19 protein-coding genes are annotated in these 18830 nt (G+C 70.5%); 4 read left to right on the forward strand and 15 right to left on the reverse strand.

Translation table 11 applies throughout. The features are described 5' to 3' along the window. From ACJ73U_RS21990 to ACJ73U_RS22000, 3 genes are all read right to left on the reverse strand, one after another. Window positions 1-653, reverse strand: a 653-nt coding sequence (locus ACJ73U_RS21990) for a TCP-1/cpn60 chaperonin family protein (protein ID WP_407779562.1), incomplete at its 3' end; no start/stop codon positions are given. An 80-nt stretch (window positions 654-733) separates the two neighbouring features. After that, a complete protein-coding gene (groES, locus tag ACJ73U_RS21995; RefSeq protein ID WP_407779580.1) occupies window positions 734-1027 on the reverse strand; it encodes a co-chaperone GroES in 294 nt (97 codons plus the stop codon). A 199-nt stretch (window positions 1028-1226) separates the two neighbouring features. Then, window positions 1227-1712, reverse strand: coding sequence for a toll/interleukin-1 receptor domain-containing protein (locus tag ACJ73U_RS22000; RefSeq protein WP_407779563.1), 486 nt, complete (start codon window positions 1710-1712; stop codon window positions 1227-1229). Window positions 1713-2116: 404 nt separating this feature from the next. Between ACJ73U_RS22000 and ACJ73U_RS22005 the strand changes: the two genes are divergently transcribed. The 3 genes from ACJ73U_RS22005 to ACJ73U_RS22015 all read left to right on the forward strand — a co-directional run bounded on the left by ACJ73U_RS22005 (window position 2117) and on the right by ACJ73U_RS22015 (window position 5670). Further along, window positions 2117-3031 carry a helix-turn-helix domain-containing protein gene (locus ACJ73U_RS22005; RefSeq protein ID WP_407779564.1) on the forward strand — a complete coding sequence of 305 codons (915 nt, stop codon included), beginning with the start codon at window positions 2117-2119 and terminating at the stop codon, window positions 3029-3031. 163 nt (window positions 3032-3194) lie between these two features. Then, window positions 3195-3662 carry a hypothetical protein gene (locus ACJ73U_RS22010; RefSeq protein ID WP_407779565.1) on the forward strand — a complete coding sequence of 156 codons (468 nt, stop codon included), beginning with the start codon at window positions 3195-3197 and terminating at the stop codon, window positions 3660-3662. Between the two features lie 97 nt (window positions 3663-3759). Beyond that, the gene (locus ACJ73U_RS22015) at window positions 3760-5670 is read left to right on the forward strand and encodes an N-acetylmuramoyl-L-alanine amidase (protein ID WP_407779566.1); all 1911 of its coding nucleotides are present in this window, start codon (window positions 3760-3762) and stop codon (window positions 5668-5670) included. 15 nt (window positions 5671-5685) lie between these two features. Here the strand turns inward: ACJ73U_RS22015 and ACJ73U_RS22020 are convergent, their stop codons facing one another. From ACJ73U_RS22020 to glmS, 11 genes are all read right to left on the reverse strand, one after another. Continuing rightward, the gene (locus ACJ73U_RS22020) at window positions 5686-6009 is read right to left on the reverse strand and encodes a DUF4873 domain-containing protein (protein WP_407779567.1); all 324 of its coding nucleotides are present in this window, start codon (window positions 6007-6009) and stop codon (window positions 5686-5688) included. A gap of 6 nt (window positions 6010-6015) precedes the next feature. Next, complete coding sequence (locus ACJ73U_RS22025; protein WP_407779568.1) at window positions 6016-6906, reverse strand: TIGR01777 family oxidoreductase; 891 nt, start codon at window positions 6904-6906, stop codon at window positions 6016-6018. Window positions 6907-6923: 17 nt separating this feature from the next. Then, window positions 6924-7955 carry a tRNA (adenosine(37)-N6)-threonylcarbamoyltransferase complex transferase subunit TsaD gene (gene tsaD / locus ACJ73U_RS22030; protein ID WP_407779569.1) on the reverse strand — a complete coding sequence of 344 codons (1032 nt, stop codon included), beginning with the start codon at window positions 7953-7955 and terminating at the stop codon, window positions 6924-6926. A gap of 22 nt (window positions 7956-7977) precedes the next feature. Next, a complete protein-coding gene (gene rimI, locus ACJ73U_RS22035) occupies window positions 7978-8451 on the reverse strand; it encodes a ribosomal protein S18-alanine N-acetyltransferase (protein ID WP_407779570.1) in 474 nt (157 codons plus the stop codon). Continuing rightward, complete coding sequence (gene tsaB / locus ACJ73U_RS22040) at window positions 8448-9107, reverse strand: tRNA (adenosine(37)-N6)-threonylcarbamoyltransferase complex dimerization subunit type 1 TsaB (protein WP_407779571.1); 660 nt, start codon at window positions 9105-9107, stop codon at window positions 8448-8450. The genes rimI and tsaB overlap by 4 nt, the downstream gene beginning before the upstream one ends. A 5-nt stretch (window positions 9108-9112) precedes the next feature. Next, window positions 9113-9820 (reverse strand): HAD family hydrolase, encoded by a 708-nt coding sequence (locus tag ACJ73U_RS22045; RefSeq protein WP_407779572.1) that lies wholly within the window; start codon window positions 9818-9820, stop codon window positions 9113-9115. Window positions 9821-9836: 16 nt separating this feature from the next. Then, window positions 9837-10310: a tRNA (adenosine(37)-N6)-threonylcarbamoyltransferase complex ATPase subunit type 1 TsaE gene (tsaE, locus tag ACJ73U_RS22050; protein ID WP_407779573.1), complete on the reverse strand. Its 474-nt coding sequence runs from the start codon at window positions 10308-10310 to the stop codon at window positions 9837-9839. Further along, complete coding sequence (locus ACJ73U_RS22055; RefSeq protein WP_407779574.1) at window positions 10307-11383, reverse strand: alpha/beta fold hydrolase; 1077 nt, start codon at window positions 11381-11383, stop codon at window positions 10307-10309. The genes tsaE and ACJ73U_RS22055 overlap by 4 nt, the downstream gene beginning before the upstream one ends. Window positions 11384-11432: 49 nt before the next feature. Continuing rightward, the gene (alr, locus tag ACJ73U_RS22060) at window positions 11433-12545 is read right to left on the reverse strand and encodes an alanine racemase (RefSeq protein WP_407779575.1); all 1113 of its coding nucleotides are present in this window, start codon (window positions 12543-12545) and stop codon (window positions 11433-11435) included. Between the two features lie 213 nt (window positions 12546-12758). Beyond that, a complete protein-coding gene (locus ACJ73U_RS22065; RefSeq protein WP_407779576.1) occupies window positions 12759-14243 on the reverse strand; it encodes an NAD(P)H-hydrate dehydratase in 1485 nt (494 codons plus the stop codon). Between the two features lie 3 nt (window positions 14244-14246). Then, the gene (glmS, locus tag ACJ73U_RS22070) at window positions 14247-16100 is read right to left on the reverse strand and encodes a glutamine--fructose-6-phosphate transaminase (isomerizing) (protein WP_407779577.1); all 1854 of its coding nucleotides are present in this window, start codon (window positions 16098-16100) and stop codon (window positions 14247-14249) included. 53 nt (window positions 16101-16153) lie between these two features. Between glmS and ACJ73U_RS22075 the strand changes: the two genes are divergently transcribed. Further along, entirely contained in the window at window positions 16154-16960 is an 807-nt protein-coding gene (locus ACJ73U_RS22075; protein ID WP_407779578.1) for a dienelactone hydrolase family protein, read from the forward strand. A gap of 157 nt (window positions 16961-17117) precedes the next feature. Here ACJ73U_RS22075 and ACJ73U_RS22080 read toward each other — a convergent pair. Continuing rightward, on the reverse strand, window positions 17118-18830 hold a 1713-nt coding region (locus ACJ73U_RS22080), incomplete at its 5' end, for a hypothetical protein (protein WP_407779579.1).

The following is an 18830-nucleotide window of genomic DNA, read 5'->3' on the forward strand; positions in this document are numbered from 1 at the left end:
ATGTAGGTGTCCTCCAGCACGGCCTCCTGGGCCTCGGGGTCGGTGACGAAGTACGCCGACACGAAGCCCGTGTCGAACTGGACGCCCTCGGTGATGTCGAGCTCGGTGGCCATCGTGGAGGACTCCTCCACGGTGATCACGCCGTCCTCGCCGACCTTCTCGTTGGCCTCGCCGAGCTGCGCGCCGATGGAGGAGTCCCGGGAGGCGACCGTGCCGACCTGGGCGACGTTGTCGCGGCCCTTGACCGGCGTGGCCTTGGCCTTCAGCGCCTCGACGACCGCGTCGGCGGCGAGCTGGATGCCCTGGCCGAGGGCCATGGGGTTGGCGCCGGCGGCGACGTTGCGCATGCCGACCTTGACCATCGCCTGGGCGAGGACGGTCGCGGTCGTCGTGCCGTCACCGGCGATGTCGTTGGTCTTCGTGGCGACGTTCTTCGCGAACTGGGCGCCGAGGTTCTCGAAGGGGTCGTCCAGCTCGATCTCCCGAGCGATGGTGACACCGTCGTTGGTGACGGTCGGGCCGCCGAACTTCTTGGCGAGCACGACATGCCGACCGCGCGGACCGAGGGAGACCTTGACCGCGTCAGCGAGCTTGTTCACCCCACGCTCGAGCGCCCGACGAGCGTCCTCGTCGTAGCTGATCTGCTTGGGCATGTTCTACCTTTCTTGCACAGCTGCCCCGGCCGCCCCGTTCGTGGGGTTGCCGGGGCACTGCGGGTTTTGCTGAGGACGCGTCAGTTGACGACAGCCAGCACGTCGCGGGCGGAGAGGATCAGGTAGTCCTCGCCGTTGTACTTGACCTCGGTGCCGCCGTACTTGGAGTAGATAACGACGTCACCGACACTCACGTCCAGCGGGACGCGGTTGCCGTTGTCGTCGATGCGGCCCGGGCCAACGGCCAGAACCTTGCCCTCCTGGGGCTTCTCCTTGGCGGTGTCCGGGATCACGAGGCCAGAGGCAGTGGTCGCCTCGGCCTCGCTCGCCTGGACAACGATCTTGTCCTCGAGCGGCTTGATGTTCACGCTCACCGCGATGACCTCCACGGGGTCGACTCGATTGCGTTGGCAGTTACCTGTGTTGCTTGCGGCTCCTGCCACCCCGCCGTCGCGGGTGTCGGGGCGGTGTCGGCGCCGTACGGTTGGCACTCTACCCATGGGACTGCTAAAGCTGCAACGAGGGTGCACACCGGGGTCAGGGGTGGGCGCACGGTGACCCTCACGCCTGCTGTCAATCCCCGGGCAGCTCATGTCCGAGCCGGTCCCGCTGCCAGGACAACTCGGACCGGGTGCGCAGTATTTCCTCCGCGGCCTCGCGAACCCGTCGAGCCACCTGCGACCAGGCGTCGTCCGCGTGCCGCCAGGCGACGATGGGCCGCAGGTCGGCCGGCAGCCCCTGGAGCTTCCCGAACGGCAGATTCGCCGTGTCGACGGTCTTGACGTGCACCGGGAGGATGCGCACGCCCTCCTCCTCGTGGCGGCGCATCGCCTCCGGCAACTCCTTCTCGAAGCAGTGGCGCGAGGCCACGAAGTCCGGGGTGACCAGGAGGATGACGATGTCGGCGGTCGCCAACCGGTTCTGGATGTCGCGCGCCCAGTCACTGCCCGCCTCGACCACCCGGTCACTCCACACGTCGACCAACCCGTCACGCCTGAGCTGTGCGAGGTGCACTTCCAGTCGCCGCCGGTACGACTCGTCGCCGCGTGCGTACGACACGAAGACGCGGCAAGACCTCCCTGTCGAAGAACTCGCAACTGCCGGACCGGCGTCGCAAATCGCCGACCAGGATTCTTGCCCACTGCCGCCAATTGTCTCCATCGGGCCCACCTCCGACCTATTCTTCGTAGCGTTGTCCAGTATCTGTCCTTAATTTTCCGGCAATTGCCTGGAATGCCTCCGTGCAGTTGAAATACATGGAGTCAATGTCGCCAGCCGTCACCAGACAGAGCATCCGAACCTCACCGCGAAGAAGCTCAACTAAGCTGTACATCTCATGTTAGGCCAGATAGCATCAAAGTCCACCCGCCTGGTCGAGTCTCACTTAACGAGCATCGAGTTCGACTTAAGCCACGGAAAGTGAACATCTACGCGAATCAGCACCGCAGCGCGGGAGTATTGAAGTGATCAAGAGAGAAGTCAAGCTGGAGACCATGCTCATCAGGCTGATTGAGCGTGACGCGTATAGTCGAAATCGCCAGCCAATTCTAGATTCCATTCAGGTAACGGCGGCCGCATTGTCCCAGTACATACGCGGTCGGACGAGGCCGAGTTTCGACAAACTCCTGGCACTCGCCGACTTCTTCGAGGTCAGCCTCGACTACCTCGTCTACGGCGATCCGACCAGCACCTCGGTCGATCCGGTGCCGATCACCAGGTACGTCGAGCAGGCCCTGATGGACGTCCGGGCTCGGACCAACCGGCACAACTACCTCGTCGAGCACCTCGGGCGACAGATCATGGCACGCATCGACGACGCGGCCGCGGAAGCGATACGGGCCGGTTCGACCGGCCTCGAAGGGCTCATCGAGATCGGCGAGATCCTTCGCGTGGAGCAGTACTGCCAGCGCGCGGACATCGTCGCCGCCGACCTCAGGTCCGACATCATCGTCACACACGACGGCGAGGCGATACCTGGTCAGTTCTTCTCGGCGGTGGTCGACAATCTGCGACAAGGTCGCAGGTACCGGTTCCTCCTGGTCGGCGACCTCACGACCCAGTCCCCGACCGTGAGCCGCTTCCGAGCGATGATCAGTGAAGCCGTCGGCGGTGATCGGCTGCACGAATACTGTCATTTTCGGACAGCGACGTTACCGGTGGCCGGCACACCAGTGCTGTACGAACTGGACATACCCGCTTTCCGAAAGGCCGAGCCGGTGCTCTTCGACCAGTTCGGCAAGTATCTGCTCGACAACACCTGGCTGGCTTACCTCAACCGACCGGATGATGATTCCACTTCGGACATGCTGATGGCCTCAGGTCACGTCAGGAGGGCACGTGATGCGTTCGAGTCCTGGTGGGCCGCGGCGGTAGCATAGTTGAGACCGTTCTATACCAGACACATCGCAAAGGCACAGTTTGTCCACTGGGGAGCCGTACAACTATGCTATCGCGGTGATTATTGGTATTACCGGGGCCCTCGTGGGGGAGGTTTGCCAGGTCAGGCCCCATCCGCGGGGGGAGTTCATCTGGCTGGCGTACGTGACCCTGAGGAAGGACGACCCACCACATCAGATTGTCTTCGGTGGGGATTCGAAACTGGACGGTGGCGAACTCGTCGCGGTCGCCCCTCCCGGATCCTGGGCCATCACGTGGCACCCGGTACTGGGGTCGCGACGGAAGAAGATGCGGGCTCGCAACTATCGCGGGCAACGGTCCCACGGCATGCTGTGCAGCCTGGACGAGCTCGGGTGGCTTCGCAACGGGCCGAACGAAGTCGCGATCCTCTGCGATCTGACCCTCGGCGACAGCCTTGACGATCTCCCCACCGGCCGGCGATCGGAGATCGTCGTCGACTGGGAGCGGGCCAAGTTGGCAGAGAAGCGGGCACAGACCGCGGCTGACACAATGACCGCCGACTTCCGGACGCTTCCGTACGTCAGCACCCCGGGCGCACCCGTCGCCACGTTGGTCGCTGAGAACGGAACGACAACACCGCATCCGGCGTAAAGCAAATTTGTCACTAACTAGTCTCTCAGATTGCCATTGACTGACATGGGCGGGCGGCATCAGACTGCTGGGGTTCGCCCTGTTCTGGAGGCCGCTTATGCCCAGATCTCGCTCCATCCTCCTAGCCACCGCCCTCGCCACCGCCGCGGTCGGGTTGTCCCCCCTGGCCGCCAGCGCCGCCCCGCCCACCCGGCAGGACGCCTTCGCCGCCGCGGCCGGTGAGTACGGGGTGCCCGAGAGCGTCCTGCTCGGTGTCTCCTACCTGGAGTCCCGCTGGGACACCAACGGCATGTCGCCCAGTACCAGCGCCGGCTACGGACCCATGCACCTCACCGACGTCGCCGCCGCGAACGCCGGTGGGACGCACCACGACGACGGGACCGAGGACGCGCGTGGCGACTCGGCCCGGCCCGCGCTGCTGCCGCGGACCCCGTCCGCCGACGACGTGTCGGCGCCGTCGCTGCACACCGCGCGGGAAGCCGCGGCGCTGACCGGGGTCGACGTCGCCACCCTGCGGTCCGACCCCGTGCAGAACATCCGGGGCGGGGCCGCGCTCCTCGCGAAGTACCAGCGTGACCTGGGCGTCCACAGCGCCAAGCCCGCGGACTGGTACGGGGCCGTCGCCCGGTACTCCGGCGCGACCGACACCGGGTCGGCCGGCGAGTTCGCCAACGAGGTGTTCTCGACCATCGCGCAGGGCGTCGACCGGGTCACCGACGACGGCCAGCACGTGCGGCTGGCGCCCACCGCGGTCCGGCCGAACACCAGGCAGGTCACCCGACTGGGGCTGCGTGTCGCTCGGGCGGGTGAAGCGGAGTGCCCGGCCGACCTCGGCTGCGAGTGGCTCCCCGCGCCGTACGAGCAGTACGGCCCCGGCTCCGGCGACTACGGCAACCACGACCTGGCGAACCGGCCGGAGACGCAGAAGATCAACTACATCGTCATCCACGACACCGAGGGCACCTACGACACGACCCTGAACCTCATCAAGGACCCGACGTACGTGAGCTGGAACTACACGCTCCGCTCCTCCGACGGCCACATCGCCCAGCACGTCAAGGCGAAGGACGTCGCCTGGCACGCCGGCAACTGGTACCTCAACGCCAAGGCCATCGGGCTCGAGCACGAGGGGTTCGCGGCGCAGGGCACCTGGTTCACCGAGGCGATGTACCGGACCTCGGCCAAGCTCGTGGGCTACCTGGCCGCCAAGTACCAGATCCCGCTGGACCGCCAGCACATCCTCGGCCACGACAACGTCCCGGGCACGATCCCGTCGACCGTGCGCGGCATGCACTGGGACCCGGGCCCGTACTGGGACTGGGCGCACTACTTCGACCTGCTGCACGCGCCGTTCCGGTCGACCGGCACGCCGCTGACCGGGCTCGTGACGGTCCGGCCGAACTACGCCACGAACCAGCTGCCGTTCACCGGCTGCACCACGGCCGGCCAGCCGTGCCCCGCACGGGGTTCCACGTCCGTGGTACTGCGGACCGAACCGCGTGATGACGCGCCGCAGCTCGTCGACCTCGGGCTCCACCCGGACGGCACGCCGGGCACGATGGGCGTCTCCGACCACTCCTCACGCGCCGAGACCGGCCAGACCTTCGCCGTCGCCGAGCGGCGTGGCGGCTGGGTCGCCGTCTGGTACCTCGGGCAGAAGGGTTGGTTCCACGAGAAGGACGCCATCTGGTCGGTCGGGTTCGTGGCCACGCCGAAGAAGGGCCGCGACACAATCCCCGTCTACGGCCGGGCCTACCCGGAGGCGGCGGCGTACCCCGCCGACATCCCCGTGCAGGCGGTGACCCCGCTGCAGTACTCGTTGCTCGCCGGTCAGAAGTACTCCGTCGGTCTGATCACGCCGTCCGAGTACTACCGGGCGGTGACCTTCGACCAGAACGACAACCACGTCGTGGTGCGTGGGCAGACGCAGTACCTGCAGATCCAGTTCGGCCACCGGGTCGCGTTCGTCAACGTCGACGACGTGGACGTGCGGCCGTCGTTCTTCTGATCGAACAGAGGACTGTCAGCTGCCCGCCGGGAGATCTGCCAGCGACACCGGCACGTCGAACGGCGGGCGGCTCGTCCCCGCGATGCGGTAGCGGCCCCAGGTGTCCGGATCGGACAGCGTGCCCGTGGCCTCGCCCAGGGGCGTCCGCAGCACCGCGTCGGGCCTGCGGGACCCCACCGACAGCACCGTCAGGTCGGGGTGCGCCTGGATCCGGCCGTACCAGTGGTACCGGCCGTCGACCGGTTCGAAGTTGCCGCGCAGCGTGACCTCGACGGTCAGCGAGGTGCCGTCGACGGTGAGGGTCGCGGGACCGGTGTAGCCGTCCTCGTCAGCGCTCATACCCGTTCATGTTACCGGAAGTAACATGTGTTGTAGAGCCTCGCGGAGCACGGGGTACTCGAAGTGGAAACCGCTGCTCAGCAGGCGGGTGGGCAGCACGCGGGCACTGGCGAGCAGCACCTCGTCGGTGAGCCCGCTGCCGAACACGCGGCGCAGCAGCCGCGGCGGCAGCGCCACCAGCCGGGGCCGCCGGAGCACCGACGCCAGCGTGTCCGCGTACTCCTTGTTGGTCACCGGGTGGGGGGCGACCACGTTCACCGGGCCGGACAGGGTCGTGTGCAGGACGTGGCCGACGGCGCGCGCCGCGTCGGACAGGGCGATCCAGGGCACCCACTGCGTGCCGTGCGCGGCCCGCAGCCCGAGGCCGCGGCGGAACATCGGCAGCAGGACGGCCATGGCACCGCCCTCGGGCGACTGCAGGATGCCGAACCGCAGCTGCACGACCCGCATCCCGGCCGACAGCGCCGGCTCGGCGGCTGCCTCGGTGTCGCGGTACACCGACGCCAGGAAGCTCTCGCCCGGCGCGCTGTCCTCCGTCAGCTCCTCGGCGCCGCGGGAGCCGTAGTAGCCGGTCGCCGACGCGCACAACAGCACCCGCGGGCCGCCGGACATGGTGGCCAGCGCGGACGCCAGCAACCGGGTGCCGGTCACCCGCGACTCGCGGATCGCCTCGCGCTGCTGCTCCGTCCACCTGCCGACCAGCGTCTCCCCGACCAGGTGGATCACCACGTCCACCCCGCGCAGCCGGTCGGTGTCGACCTCCGGGTACCACAGGACCTCGTCGTACGATTCGGGTCTCCTGCGCACCAGCCGGAGCACGTCGTGCCCCTCCGCCGCCAGCTGACGCACCAGGGCGTGCCCCAGCAACCCGCTGGTTCCCGAAACGGCGACCTTCACCCGGACGAGGGTACGGCCTAGATCGACACGACGCTGACGGGCAGGCCCGGATCAGCGGAGAGGTCCAAAGCGGACGGCCGCACCCCGGCGGCGACCAGATGTGCGCCCAGGGCGGCGATCATGGCGCCGTTGTCGGTGCACAACCGGGGTCGCGGCACGCGCAGCTCGATGCCCGCGGCGGCGCAGCGTTCCCGTGCCAGCGCGGACAGCCGGGAGTTCGCCGCCACCCCGCCGGACACGACCATGGTGCCGATGCCCAGCTCCGTCGCCGCCCGCACGGCCTTCGCGGTGAGCACGTCCGCGACCGCCTCCTGGAACGACGCGGCCACGTCGTCCACCGGCAGCTCCTCGTGCGTCTCCACCCAGCGGGCGACCGCGGTCTTCAGCCCGGAGAAGGAGAAGTCGTACGGCGCGTCCCGCGGACCGGTCAGACCACGCGGGAACCGGATGGCGGCGGGGTTCCCGCGGCGCGCGGCCTTGTCGATGGGCGGGCCGCCGGGATAGGGCAGGCCGAGGATGCGGGCGACCTTGTCGTACGCCTCGCCGGCTGCGTCGTCGATGGTCGAGCCGACCTCGGTGATCTTCGTGGCCAGGTCGTCGACCCGCAACAGCTGCGTGTGTCCGCCCGAGACCAGCAGCGCGAGGCACGGCGACGGCAGCGGCCCGTGCTCCAGGGTGTCGGCGGCGACGTGGCCGGGCAGGTGGTTCGCCCCGTACAGCGGCACGTTCAGCGCCGCCGAGTAGGCCTTCGCCGCCGAGACCCCCACCAGCAGGGCACCCGCGAGACCCGGTCCACACGTGACGGCGATGGCGTCCACGTCGGACAGCTCCAGCCCGGCCGCCGTGAAGGCGCGGGTCACCGACGGCACCAGCGCCTCGAGGTGCGCGCGGGACGCGACCTCCGGCACCACACCGCCGAAGCGGGCGTGCTGGTCCACACTGGACGCGACCTCGTCCGCCAGCAGTGTGAGCGAGCCGTCCGACTCCAGGCGGACGATGCCGATGCCGGTCTCGTCGCAGGAGCTCTCGATACCGAGAACGATTGTCATGACGCTCCCTCGCAAGCTCCGCTCATGTGGCCTCCTCGGCGACCCTGGCCGGGCGCGCCATGGTGTACGCGTCGGCGCCGGACGGCCAGTAGTACCGGCGCCGCATGCCGATCCGGGTGAAGCCGTGCGCCTCGTACAGGCCGATCGCGGCCGCGTTGTCCGTGCGGACCTCGAGGAACACGGGTGCGGCGAACTCGTCCGCCCGCGCGAGCAGGGCCCTCAGCAGCGCGCGACCGATGCCCTGGCCCTGCCACTTCGGGTCGACCCCGATCGTGTGTACGTTGGCCTCCGCGTCGCCCCGGTGGCCGTGCACCGAAAGCCCTGCGTAGCCGACGAGTCCGCCATCCGTGTATGCCCCTACGTAATGATGTCCGGCGTCCAGCTCGGCGCGGAACGCGGACTCCCGCCACGGATCGTCGCCGGGGAACAAAACTGTCTCGAGTTCGGCGCAACGGGCGAGGTCCGTTCGGTCCAATGGCGCCAGCCGGAAGCTCACGGCGTGGTCACCCGTTTGCGCGCGCCGGGCACCTCGGCGTCCGGGCGGCGGAGGTACAGGGGGGTGAACGGACCGGGCGTGGCACCGGCCAGCACGGCGTCCCGGGCCACCCGGGCCAGGCCGAGCGGCGTCGGGAACTCGTGCCCCGTGTGGGGCAGACCGAGGTCGTACAGCGTCGCGCCGTTGCCGGCCACCCGCTCGGCGCCCAGCTCCGCGAGCCGGTCCACCACCGCGGCCGGCCTGTCCACCGACGGGCCGGCGACCCGCGTGCCGGCGGCGTCGTAGGCGGCCCAGTAGACCTCCTTGCGGCGTGCGTCGGAGGCCACCAGCAGCGGACCCTGCTCCACGGCCGCGATGGCGTCGAGCGTGCAGACCGGGTAGACGGGCCTGCCCAGCGCCTGGCCGAACGCCGCGGCCGTGGCCATGCCCGCCCGCAGCCCGGTGAACGGCCCGGGACCGACCCCGCACACGATCGCGTCGACGTCGGCGAGGGTCCGGCCGGCCTCGGCCAGCGCGGACAGGACGTGCGGCGTCAGCAGCTCGCCGTGGGCCTTCGCGTCGACCGTGACGCACTCGGCCAGGACGACCAGTTCAGCCATGTTCACGACCCCGGCGGTGACCGCGGGCGTCGCGGTGTCCACCGCAAGTACCAACACGACCGTCAAGCGTACTTACGCCAACGTTCCACCACTTCGGGGAGGTCGGTGAGGCGCTGGATGACCGCGTCCGGCTCGACGTCGACCGGCACGCGCTGGTTCGCGGGGATGTCGCTGTGCGGCACGAGCACCGCCCGCATGCCGACCGACTTGGCGCCCGAGATGTCGTCGTAGAGCCGGTCGCCGACGTACACGCAGTCGGCCGGGTCGTCCACGCCGACCGCCGCCATCGCGGCCAGGAACGCCTCGGCGTGCGGCTTCGTGTACGTGAGGTCGGAGCTCCACACCAGCGCGTCGAACAGGTGCAGCACGCCGTCGCGGTGCAGCACCTCCTCGTGCCACTCGCGGGGCCACGGCGTCGAGGACAGCACGCCCAGCCGCATGCCCTGGTCCTTCAGCGCCTGCACCGTCGGGGCGTCGTCGGGGTCGGTGAAGGTGCACGGGTCCCAGTAGAGGCGGTAGGCGGCCATGCCGTCGTCGTGCAGGGGTGCGTTGGCGGCCGCGAGGACCTGGGCGATGGTGAAGGCCTTGTGGTGGTCCCGCGCGACCGTCCAGTGCGCCTCTTCCGCGTCCACTATGGCCCGCGCGACCGCCGCGGCCTTCGCGGGGTCGTTCGGGTACAGGTGGTCGGCGTAGCTACGCCATGCGGCCAGATGGTCGATCGGATGCCACGGGGTCAGGGTCCCACCCCAGTCGAAGATCACCGCACGCATGCACTCCAGGGTAAGCTCAAACCCCCGGCCAGCGGTTTTCCCATTTTCCCTTTGGTCTGACCTGCGCCAAACGGGAATCATCGTCACGCCGAGTGAGCGAAACGAGGAGGTAATCCTCCGAAAGGCGCTCCGCGGTCTCACCCCACTCGACCACCACGGCCGCCTCGGTCAGCTCGCTGTCCAGATCGAGGTCGTCGAGTTGTGCGAGGTCGTCGCCGAGGCGGTAGGCGTCGACGTGCACCAGGGGAATGCCCCTGCCGCCCGGCGCCGGCCGGTGCTCGCGGGCGATGATGAACGTCGGCGAGCTGACCCGGCCCTCGACGCCGAGCCCCTCCGCGATGCCCTTCGCCAGCACCGTTTTCCCGGCGCCGAGCGGGCCGGCGAGCAGTACCAGGTCACCCGGTTCGAGTAACGCCCCGATCCTGCGGCCGAACCGCAGCGTGTCGTGTTCCGTCGGCAGTTCCACGGTCGCCGTCAGTTCCACAGTCATCGTCGCCACCACCGTCTGCGGCCGTTCTCGCGGCCGTACGCGCACTGCCGCAGCAACATCACGAGGTGGTCGTCGACCACCTGCGGCTGCTCCAGCATCACCATGTGTCCCGCCCCGCGCACCCGCACCAGCTCCGCGTCCGGCAGCTCGAACGCGATCCGCTCCGCGTGCGAGAACTGCGTCATCCGGTCCGCGTCGCCGCTCAGCACGAGCACGTGCGTGTGCTTGAGGCCGGCGAGCGCCGCGTACCGGTTGTGGGTGCCCAGGGTCTCGATGAAGTCGGCCAGCACGCGGACCGGGTTCGCGTCGAGCATCTCCACCGTGAGGTCGACGACCTCCGGCGGGATGTCCTTCGCGCCGAAGGCGAGCGAGCGGACGGCCCGCCGCGTCAGCTGGCCGCCGGCGGCACGGACGAACTCGACCAGCCCGGGCCGCCAGTCGGCGAGCCTGCCGAGGTTGCGGGTCAGCGGGTTGTAGCGGGACAGCAGCGGCCGGGGCAGGCCGCTCTTGCCGACCTCGCCGGCGGAGGTGCCGATGAACGCGACGCCCCAGACCTGGTCCTCGAACAGCTGCGGTCGCTGCTCGGCGAGCGCCATGATCGTCATGCCGCCCATGGAGTGGCCGACGAGCACGACCGGGCCGCCGACCTTGGCGAGCACCTCGCCGAGGTCGCGGCCGAGCTGGTCGATCGAGCTGGAGGCCTCGGTGGCACGGCCGGACCGGCCGTGGCTGCGCTGGTCGTAGAGGACCTGGCGGACGCGGGGCTCGGTCAGCTTCGCGAGGGCCTCGCGCTGGAAGTGCCACGAGCGGCGGTCGAGGGCGAAGCCGTGCACGAGGACGACCGTGAGCACGGGCGTGCCGCCGTCGGCCGGGTCGACCTCCTCGACGGACAGCTCGATGCCGTCCTCGGTGATGACCGTGTACTCGCGGTCCGGCGTCGGCGCGCCGCGCTCGTCGTGTGCCGGGAGCTCCTCGTGGCGCTTGCGGGACACCCCGACCGCGATGGCCGTGCCGGCAAGGCCGACACCGATGGCGGTGCCGATCAGCGCGCCGACCTTCTTCGACACCGTCACGCCGCCCTCCCCTCGCGGGCTCGGTGGGGTCGTTCGCGGTCCGCTCCGCTCACCGGTAGCTCCGCACGACGCGGGGGCGGTACATGCCGGTGACGACCTCGTAGTCGATGGTGCCGAGCGTGTCCGCCCACTCGGTGGCGGTGGGCTCGCCCCTGGTGCCGTCGCCGAACAGGACCACCTCGTCGCCCTCGTCGACCGTGTCGTCGCCGCAGTCGACGACGATCTGGTCCATGCAGACGCGGCCGGCGATCGGCCTGCGCCTGCCTCCCAGCCACACGTCCATGCGGTTGGACAGCGCCCGGGAGACGCCGTCCGCGTAGCCGACCGGGACGAGGGCGAGGTTGGTGTCCTGTGTGGCCGTCCAGGTGTGACCGTAGGAGACGGACTCGCCTCGCGGGACGCGCTTGGTGAGGGCCACGCTCGACCGGAACGTCATCGCGGGCCTGAGGTTCTCCTGGTACGGCAAGGGGTTCAGGCCGTACATGGCGATGCCGACGCGGACGAGGTCGAAGTGGAGGTCCGGGCGGTCGAGGGTGGCGGCGGAGTTCGCGATGTGCCGCATGGGTGTGAGGCCGGCGTTGGTGGCGACGTCGTAGGCGTGGGCGAAGCGCTCGGCCTGGCGGTCGGTGGCCGGGTGGCCGGGTTCGTCGGCGCAGGCGAGGTGGGACCAGATGGCGACGACCTCCACGTGGCCGCCCGCCTGGGCCTTGGCGGCGGCGTCGACGAGGTCGGGCCAGTCGCGGGGCTGGCAGCCGTTGCGGGAGAGGCCCGTGTCGATCTTGAGGTGGACGCGGGCGGGGGTGCCCGCCCTGCGGGCGCCGTCGACGATGCCGGTGAGTTCGCGCACGCTCGACGCGGACAGGTCGATGCCCGCCTCGACGCCGGGGGCGAGGTCGGTCTCGGGGACGTCGAGCCAACTCATGACGCGGGCGGTGATGCCACCCTCGCGGAGGTCGAGCGCCTCGGCGAGCGAGCAGGACCCGAGCCAGGTGGCCCCGGCCTCGAGCGCGGCCTTCGCGACGGGCAGCGCGCCGTGCCCGTACCCGTCGGCCTTGACCACGGCCATGACGGCCGCCCCAGCGGCACGGGCGGCAAGGAGCGCGACATTGTGCCGGATGGCGTCGAGGTCGACCACCACCTCGGCCCGCAACTGATCAGCCATAACGCATCTCATGCTCCCACAACCCGCGTGTCCAACACCCAGAGCCCGCGTGTCCAACGCCCAGAGCCCGTGTGTCCAACCAAACCGACCGGCGAGTTCAACCGAACCGACCGCCGAGTTCAACTAATCCGAGCAGTCGACTACCGGCCGGATTTGTCGAACTCGCGGGTCTGGATTGTTGGACACGCGTGTCACGAGTGTTGGACACGCGAGTCACGAGTGTTGGACACGCGTGTCAGGAGCGTTGGACACGCGGTGGGACAGGGCGGAGCGGATGGCGGCGGGGATCGCTTCCAGGATTCGCGAGGCTGGGACGGGGACGCCCACCTCCGTGCCCGCTTCGGCGGCCAGTTCTCCCGCCCGGACGTGGGTCCAGGCGGCGCAGCCCGCCGCCAGCCACGGGTCCAGGCCTGTCGCCAGCAGGGCGCCTATCAGGCCTGTCAGCACGTCGCCCGAGCCCGCGGTGGCCAGCCAGGAGGACGTGGCCGGGTTGACCAGGGTGCGGCCGTCGGGGGCCGCCACCACCGTCGCGTTGCCCTTCAGGAGGACCACGCTGTTCAGGCGGGTGGACAGGGCGCGCGTGGCGGCCACCCGGTCGGTGCCCAGCTCGATGCCCAGGGGGCCCGCGATCCGGGCGAACTCGCGGTCGTGCGGGGTCAGGACCACCGGGACGTCCGGGTCGCGGGCGTCCCACAGCGACTGGTCGGCCGACAGGAGCGTGATGCCGTCGGCGTCCACGCAGGTCGGGACCGCGTCGTTCAGCACGGCGGTCAGGATGTGCCGGCCGGCCTGGCCCGTGCCGAGGCCGGGGCCGACGACCCACGCCTGGACGCGGCCCGCGTCCTCGACCGTGCCCGTCGCGACCAGCTCCGGCCAGCGACCGCGGACCACGTCGGCCGCGTAGCCCGCGTACCGGACCATGCCCGACGTCGCCAGCACCGCCGCGCCGCACGACAGCACGGCCGCGCCCGGGTACGTCGCCGAGCCGGCCGCCACGCCGGTGACGCCCTGCGTGTACTTGTCGTCCTTCGGACCCGGCACACGCCACGCGTAACCCACGTCGTCGGGCTCCAGCGCGATCAGGTCCGGGTCGGGCAGCTCCGGGCCGAGGCCGATGTCGACCAGGCGCACCTCGCCGCAGTGCGTGGTGTTGAGCACGTGCACCGGCTTGCGGGCGCCGAACGTCACGGTCACGCCAGCCCGCACGGCCGGCCCGTCGACCGCGCCGGTGTTCGGGTCGACGCCACTCGGCAGGTCCACGGCCAGGATCGGCACGTCCACCGCCTCGACCAGCGCCGCCGCGGCCGGGCGGAGCGCGCCGCGTGCCTGCAGGCCCACGATGCCGTCGATGACCAGGTCGGGATCGTCCAGCGAGTCGGAGATCCGGCCGCCGGCCTTGCGCAGGGCGGCGAGGCCCTCGGCGTGCGCGCGGTCCGGATTCAGCAGCACCGCCGTGACCGCCACCGAACGCCGGCGCAGGAAGGCGCCGGCCCACAGCGCGTCGCCGCCGTTGTTGCCGGCGCCGACCAGCAGCGTCACGCGCCGACCGGCCGTGCCGCCGGTCAACTCCCGGAGCAGCTCCGCCGCGGTCACGGCGATCCCGAACGCGGCCTTCCGCATCAGCGCACCCTCGGGGGTGCGCGCCAGCAGCCGGTCTTCGGCGGCCCTGACCTGCTCGGTCGTCCACACCCCCAGCACGCGCTACTCCACCGTGACGGACTTGGCGAGGTTGCGGGGCTTGTCCACGTCGTAGCCGCGGGCCCGCGCGATCTCGGCGGACAGCACCTGCAACGGCACGGTCGCGACCAACGGCTGGAGCAGCGTCGGCACCGCGGGGATCTCGACCAGCTCGTCCGCGAACGGCCGGACCGTCTCGTCGCCCTCCTCGGCCAGCACGATCGTGCGGGCACCGCGGGCCTGGATCTCCGAGATGTTCGACACCATCTTCGCGTGCAGCACCGCCCGCCCCTTGGGCGACGGCATCACGATGACCACCGGCAGGCCCTCCTCGATCAGCGCGATCGGGCCGTGCTTCAGCTCGCCGGCCGCGAAGCCCTCGGCGTGCATGTACGCCAGCTCCTTGAGCTTCAGCGCGCCCTCCAGGGCCACCGGGTAGCCGACGTGGCGGCCGAGGAACAGCACGGCCTTGGCATCGGCCAGCTGCCGGCCGAGCCCGCGTACCTGATCGGTCGTGCCGAGCACCTTGCGCACGGCCGCCGGCATGGCGCACAGCTCGTTGAACTCGCGGGCGATCTCGTCTGGGTACTTCGTGCCGCGGGCCTGCGCGAGCGCGAGGCCGACCATGAGGTTCGCCGCGATCTGCGCCAGGAACGTCTTGGTCGACGCGACGCCGACCTCCGGGCCGGCGTGCGTGTACAGCACGGCGTCGGACTCCCGCGGGATCTGCGCGCCGTTGGTGTTGCACACGGCCAGGACGCGGGCCTTCTGCTCCCGCGCGTGCCGGACGGCCTCCAGGGTGTCGGCGGTCTCCCCGGACTGGGAGACCGCGACGACCAGCGTGTCCCGGTCGAGCACGGGGTCGCGGTAGCGGAACTCGGACGCCAGCTCGACCTCGACGGGCAGGCGGGTCCAGTGCTCGATGGCGTACTTCGCGACCAGGCCGGAGTGGTAGGCGGTGCCGCAGGCGACGACGAAGACCTTGTCGACGTTGCGCAGCTCCTGGTCGGTCATGCGCTGCTCGTCGAGGATGACGCGGCCGTCGACGAAGTGGCCGCGCAGCGTGTCGGCCAGCGCGTCGGGCTGCTCCTCGATCTCCTTGAGCATGAAGTACTCGTGGCCGCCCTTCTCGGCGGCCGAGAGGTCCCAGTCCACGTGGAACGGGCGGGTCTCGACGTCCGCGCCCTCCAGGTCGGTCACGTGGTAGCCGTCGCGGCTGATCGTGACGACCTGGTCCTGCCCCAGCTCGACGGCGTCCCGGGTGTGCTCGATGAACGCGGCGACGTCGGAGGCGACGAACGTCTCACCCTCCCCGACGCCCACCACCAGCGGAGAGGACCTCCTCGCGGCCACGATGAGGTCCGGCTCGTCGACGTGCGTGACGACCAGGGTGAACGCGCCGGTCAGGCGGCGGCAGACGGTCCGCATGCTGGCCGGCAGGTCCTTGCTGGTGGCGTACTCCTTGGCGACGAGGTGCGCCACGGTCTCGGTGTCGGTGTCGCTGGTCAGCTCCACGCCGTCCGCTTCCAGCTCGGCGCGGAGGGCGGCGAAGTTCTCGATGATCCCGTTGTGGATCACGGCCACCCGGTGCGCGGCGTCGCGGTGGGGGTGGGCGTTGCGGTCCACGGGCGGCCCGTGGGTGGCCCAGCGGGTGTGCCCCATGCCGGCGGTGCCGGCGAACGTGTCGCGCCCGACCTCGTCGAGCCGGGCCTCCAGGTTGGCGAGGCGACCGGCCTTGCGCTCCACCGCGAGTTCCCCGGGCCCGGTCAGCACGGCGACGCCGGCCGAGTCGTACCCGCGGTACTCGAGGCGTCGCAACCCGTCGACCACGACGTCGAGAGCCTGGCGGTGCCCCACGTATCCGACGATTCCGCACATGCCCGAGAGGGTAACGAGTTGCCCGCGCGCCGTCCGCCGCTAGGGTTCCTGCCATGGCCGTGAAGCCGAGGCACCTGTTCGAGGAACTGTCCCATCGCGGGCCACACCAGGTGCTGCGGGGTGATCTCGCCCTCATCGGGTTGCCCGGGGTGGTGTTCACGCCGCGGTCGGGACTCGGCCTGCCCGCGGTGGCGTTCGGGCACGGGTGGATGCAGCCCGTCGATCGGTACCTCGGGTTGTTCCGGCACCTCGCGTCGTGGGGGTTCGTCGTGGCGGCGCCCGCCACGCAGCGGGGCCCGCTGGCGTCCTCACGCCTGTTCGCGGCAGACCTGGTGTCGGCGTTGGACGTGTGCACCGGCGTGCGGCTCGGCGAGGGCTCGATCAGTGTGTCGGCATCGTCGCTGGGCCTGGCCGGACATTCGACCGGCGGCGGCGCGGCAGTGCTGGCGGCGGCGGACGACCCACGGGTGCGAGCGGTGGCGACCCTGGCCGCGTCGCAGACCAAGCCCTTCGCCACGGACGCCGCGGCCCGGTGCGCCATGCCGTCGATGCACCTGGCCGGCGGCGCGGATGTGGTCGCGCCTTACGTGGGACACGCTCGGTTGATCGCCGCCAACTGGGGCGGACCCGCGCAGCTGCGGGTGTTGCCCAAGGTGGATCACATGGGGTTCGCGGAGGGGCGGCACTGGAGCGGGCTGCTGATCCCCGGGTCTTCTCACCACGGGGCGTTGCGGATCGCCCGGGTCTTGTTGACGGCGTTCTTTCTGGTGCATCTCGCTGGTCAGGAGCGGTTCCGGGTGCTGCTCGACGCGGATGTCAAGGGTGCGCCCATCGAGGACACCGCCGAACTGGTCGCCTGACGAACCGCGAACGTACGACTTCGCCGGGAAAGTTATCCACAGGCCCGTTTGACCAGCCGTTTTGTCGGTCCCTGCCGATAGAATGGCCTCGGGGCAGCCCCCCGGGACAGGGTGGGGGGCGCCCACAGTAAGGCGAAGTTTCTGGCAAAGGCGCTGGTCAGCGCTTGGGGGTCTTCGGCTTCTCCGCTGGGTCGCGGCCCACTATGCCGCTGAAGTTGGCCGCCGGGTCCTGGTCGTCGAACAGGGAGCCCGTCGTGCGCCATTTGCTCTGGCGGGTCTGGTCGCCGCCCTGACCGCCGCCCTGGCCCATGCCGCCCATCGGCATGCCGCCCATCGGGGCGCCCTGGGCGCCCGCGGCGCCGCCTGCTGCCGCGCCGGCCGAGGCTGCGGCGGCGCCTGCCGCCGCGTGGTCGCTGCTGCCGTCGGGGACCTGGGCACCCACCATCGTGCCGGGGCCCGGGGTGGTCGACTGGCCCGGGGTGCCGGCGCCGCTGAAGTCACCTCCGCCACCGCCGATGCCGCCGCCCGTGCCGCCGCCGATGCCGCCCGCGTCGCCTGTGGTGTCACCGCCCAGGCTCGACGGGGTCGACACGTCCGGCAGGCCCGGGGTTGGGTCGCCCGCGTCGAAGTCGAAGTCGTACGACGTCGGGGTGCCGTCGTCCACCGTCATCTTCATCTGGGAGCTCTGGCCGGGGACCTGTTCCAGGGTGATGGCCGCGTCGCCGTCCTGGATCATCGCCTTGCCGTCCGGGCCGGCCTTGATCACGCCGTCCTCGTACGTCTCGCCCGGCTCGTCCGGGGTGAAGTCCACCTCGTACTCGCGGGGTTCGCCCTCGCCGTCGTCCACGGTGACCTTGCTGCGGCCGCGGACGTCCGGCTGGCCGACGGTGATCGTGCGGTCGCCGTCCTTGATGGTGGCCGTCTTCGGGACGCCGCCGGTCGCGGTCGTGCCGCTGCCGGGGATCGGCAGGCCCGTGACCGGGTCGATCGCGCCGGTGCCGCCCGGCATGCTGCTGCCCGGGGTGCCGATCCCGCCGGGCAGTGTCGAGCCGGGCAGAGTCGATCCGGGCAGTCCGGACGGGGTCGTGGCGCCGGACGGGTCCGTAGACGAGCCCGGGGTGAGGCCGGACGGCAGGTCACCCGGCTTGACCGACGACGGCAGGGGCGTGTTGACCGGGGGCGGGGTGTACGAACTCGACGGCGACGTGCTCGACGACCCGGACGTGCCCGTCGAACCGGTTGATGACGACGACGGCGGCGGGGTGTAGGTACCGGAGGGGTTCTGCGAGTACGGGTTCTGCGTGCCCGACGGGTTCTGCGACGGGCTGCCGGCGGCGGCGAACTTGTTCTCGTACTCCTTGAGGACCTTGTTCAGCTCCTCGTACTGCGTGTTCACCGCCTCGAACGCGTCGTCGCAGGCCTGCTTGAACGTCACGTACATCGTGTCGTGGAGGTCGACGTTGAAGGAGTTGCGGATCCACTTCTTGCACTCGCGGATCGTGTACTCCTTGTTCTCGTCGTTGAGACCGCAGTCGTCCGCCCGCAACGTCGACTCGAGGTTGCTGCCGGTGCTGGCGTCCACCCAGGCCGCGACCTCCAGCACCTCGTCCTGCGAGTGGAAGTCCCCGCTCGCGAGCTTGACCACCTTGCCCGCGATGTCCGCCGTCGCGCTGCCGACCAGGCCGCGGCAGTTCTGGTACAGCGAGATGATGTCGTCGGCCTTGTCCTTGCAGGCCGTGAAGATGTTGGTGACCGCCGTGTCGATCAGGTCGGGCGCGGTCTGCAGGTACTCCAGCAGGTCCTTGATGTTCGGCGCCAGCTTCTCCGACCAGTTCTGGAAGGAGGCGTTCGCCGCGGGGCCGGACCAGTC

This window comes from Actinophytocola sp., assembly GCF_045807065.1.
Classification (GTDB): domain Bacteria; phylum Actinomycetota; class Actinomycetes; order Mycobacteriales; family Pseudonocardiaceae; genus Actinophytocola.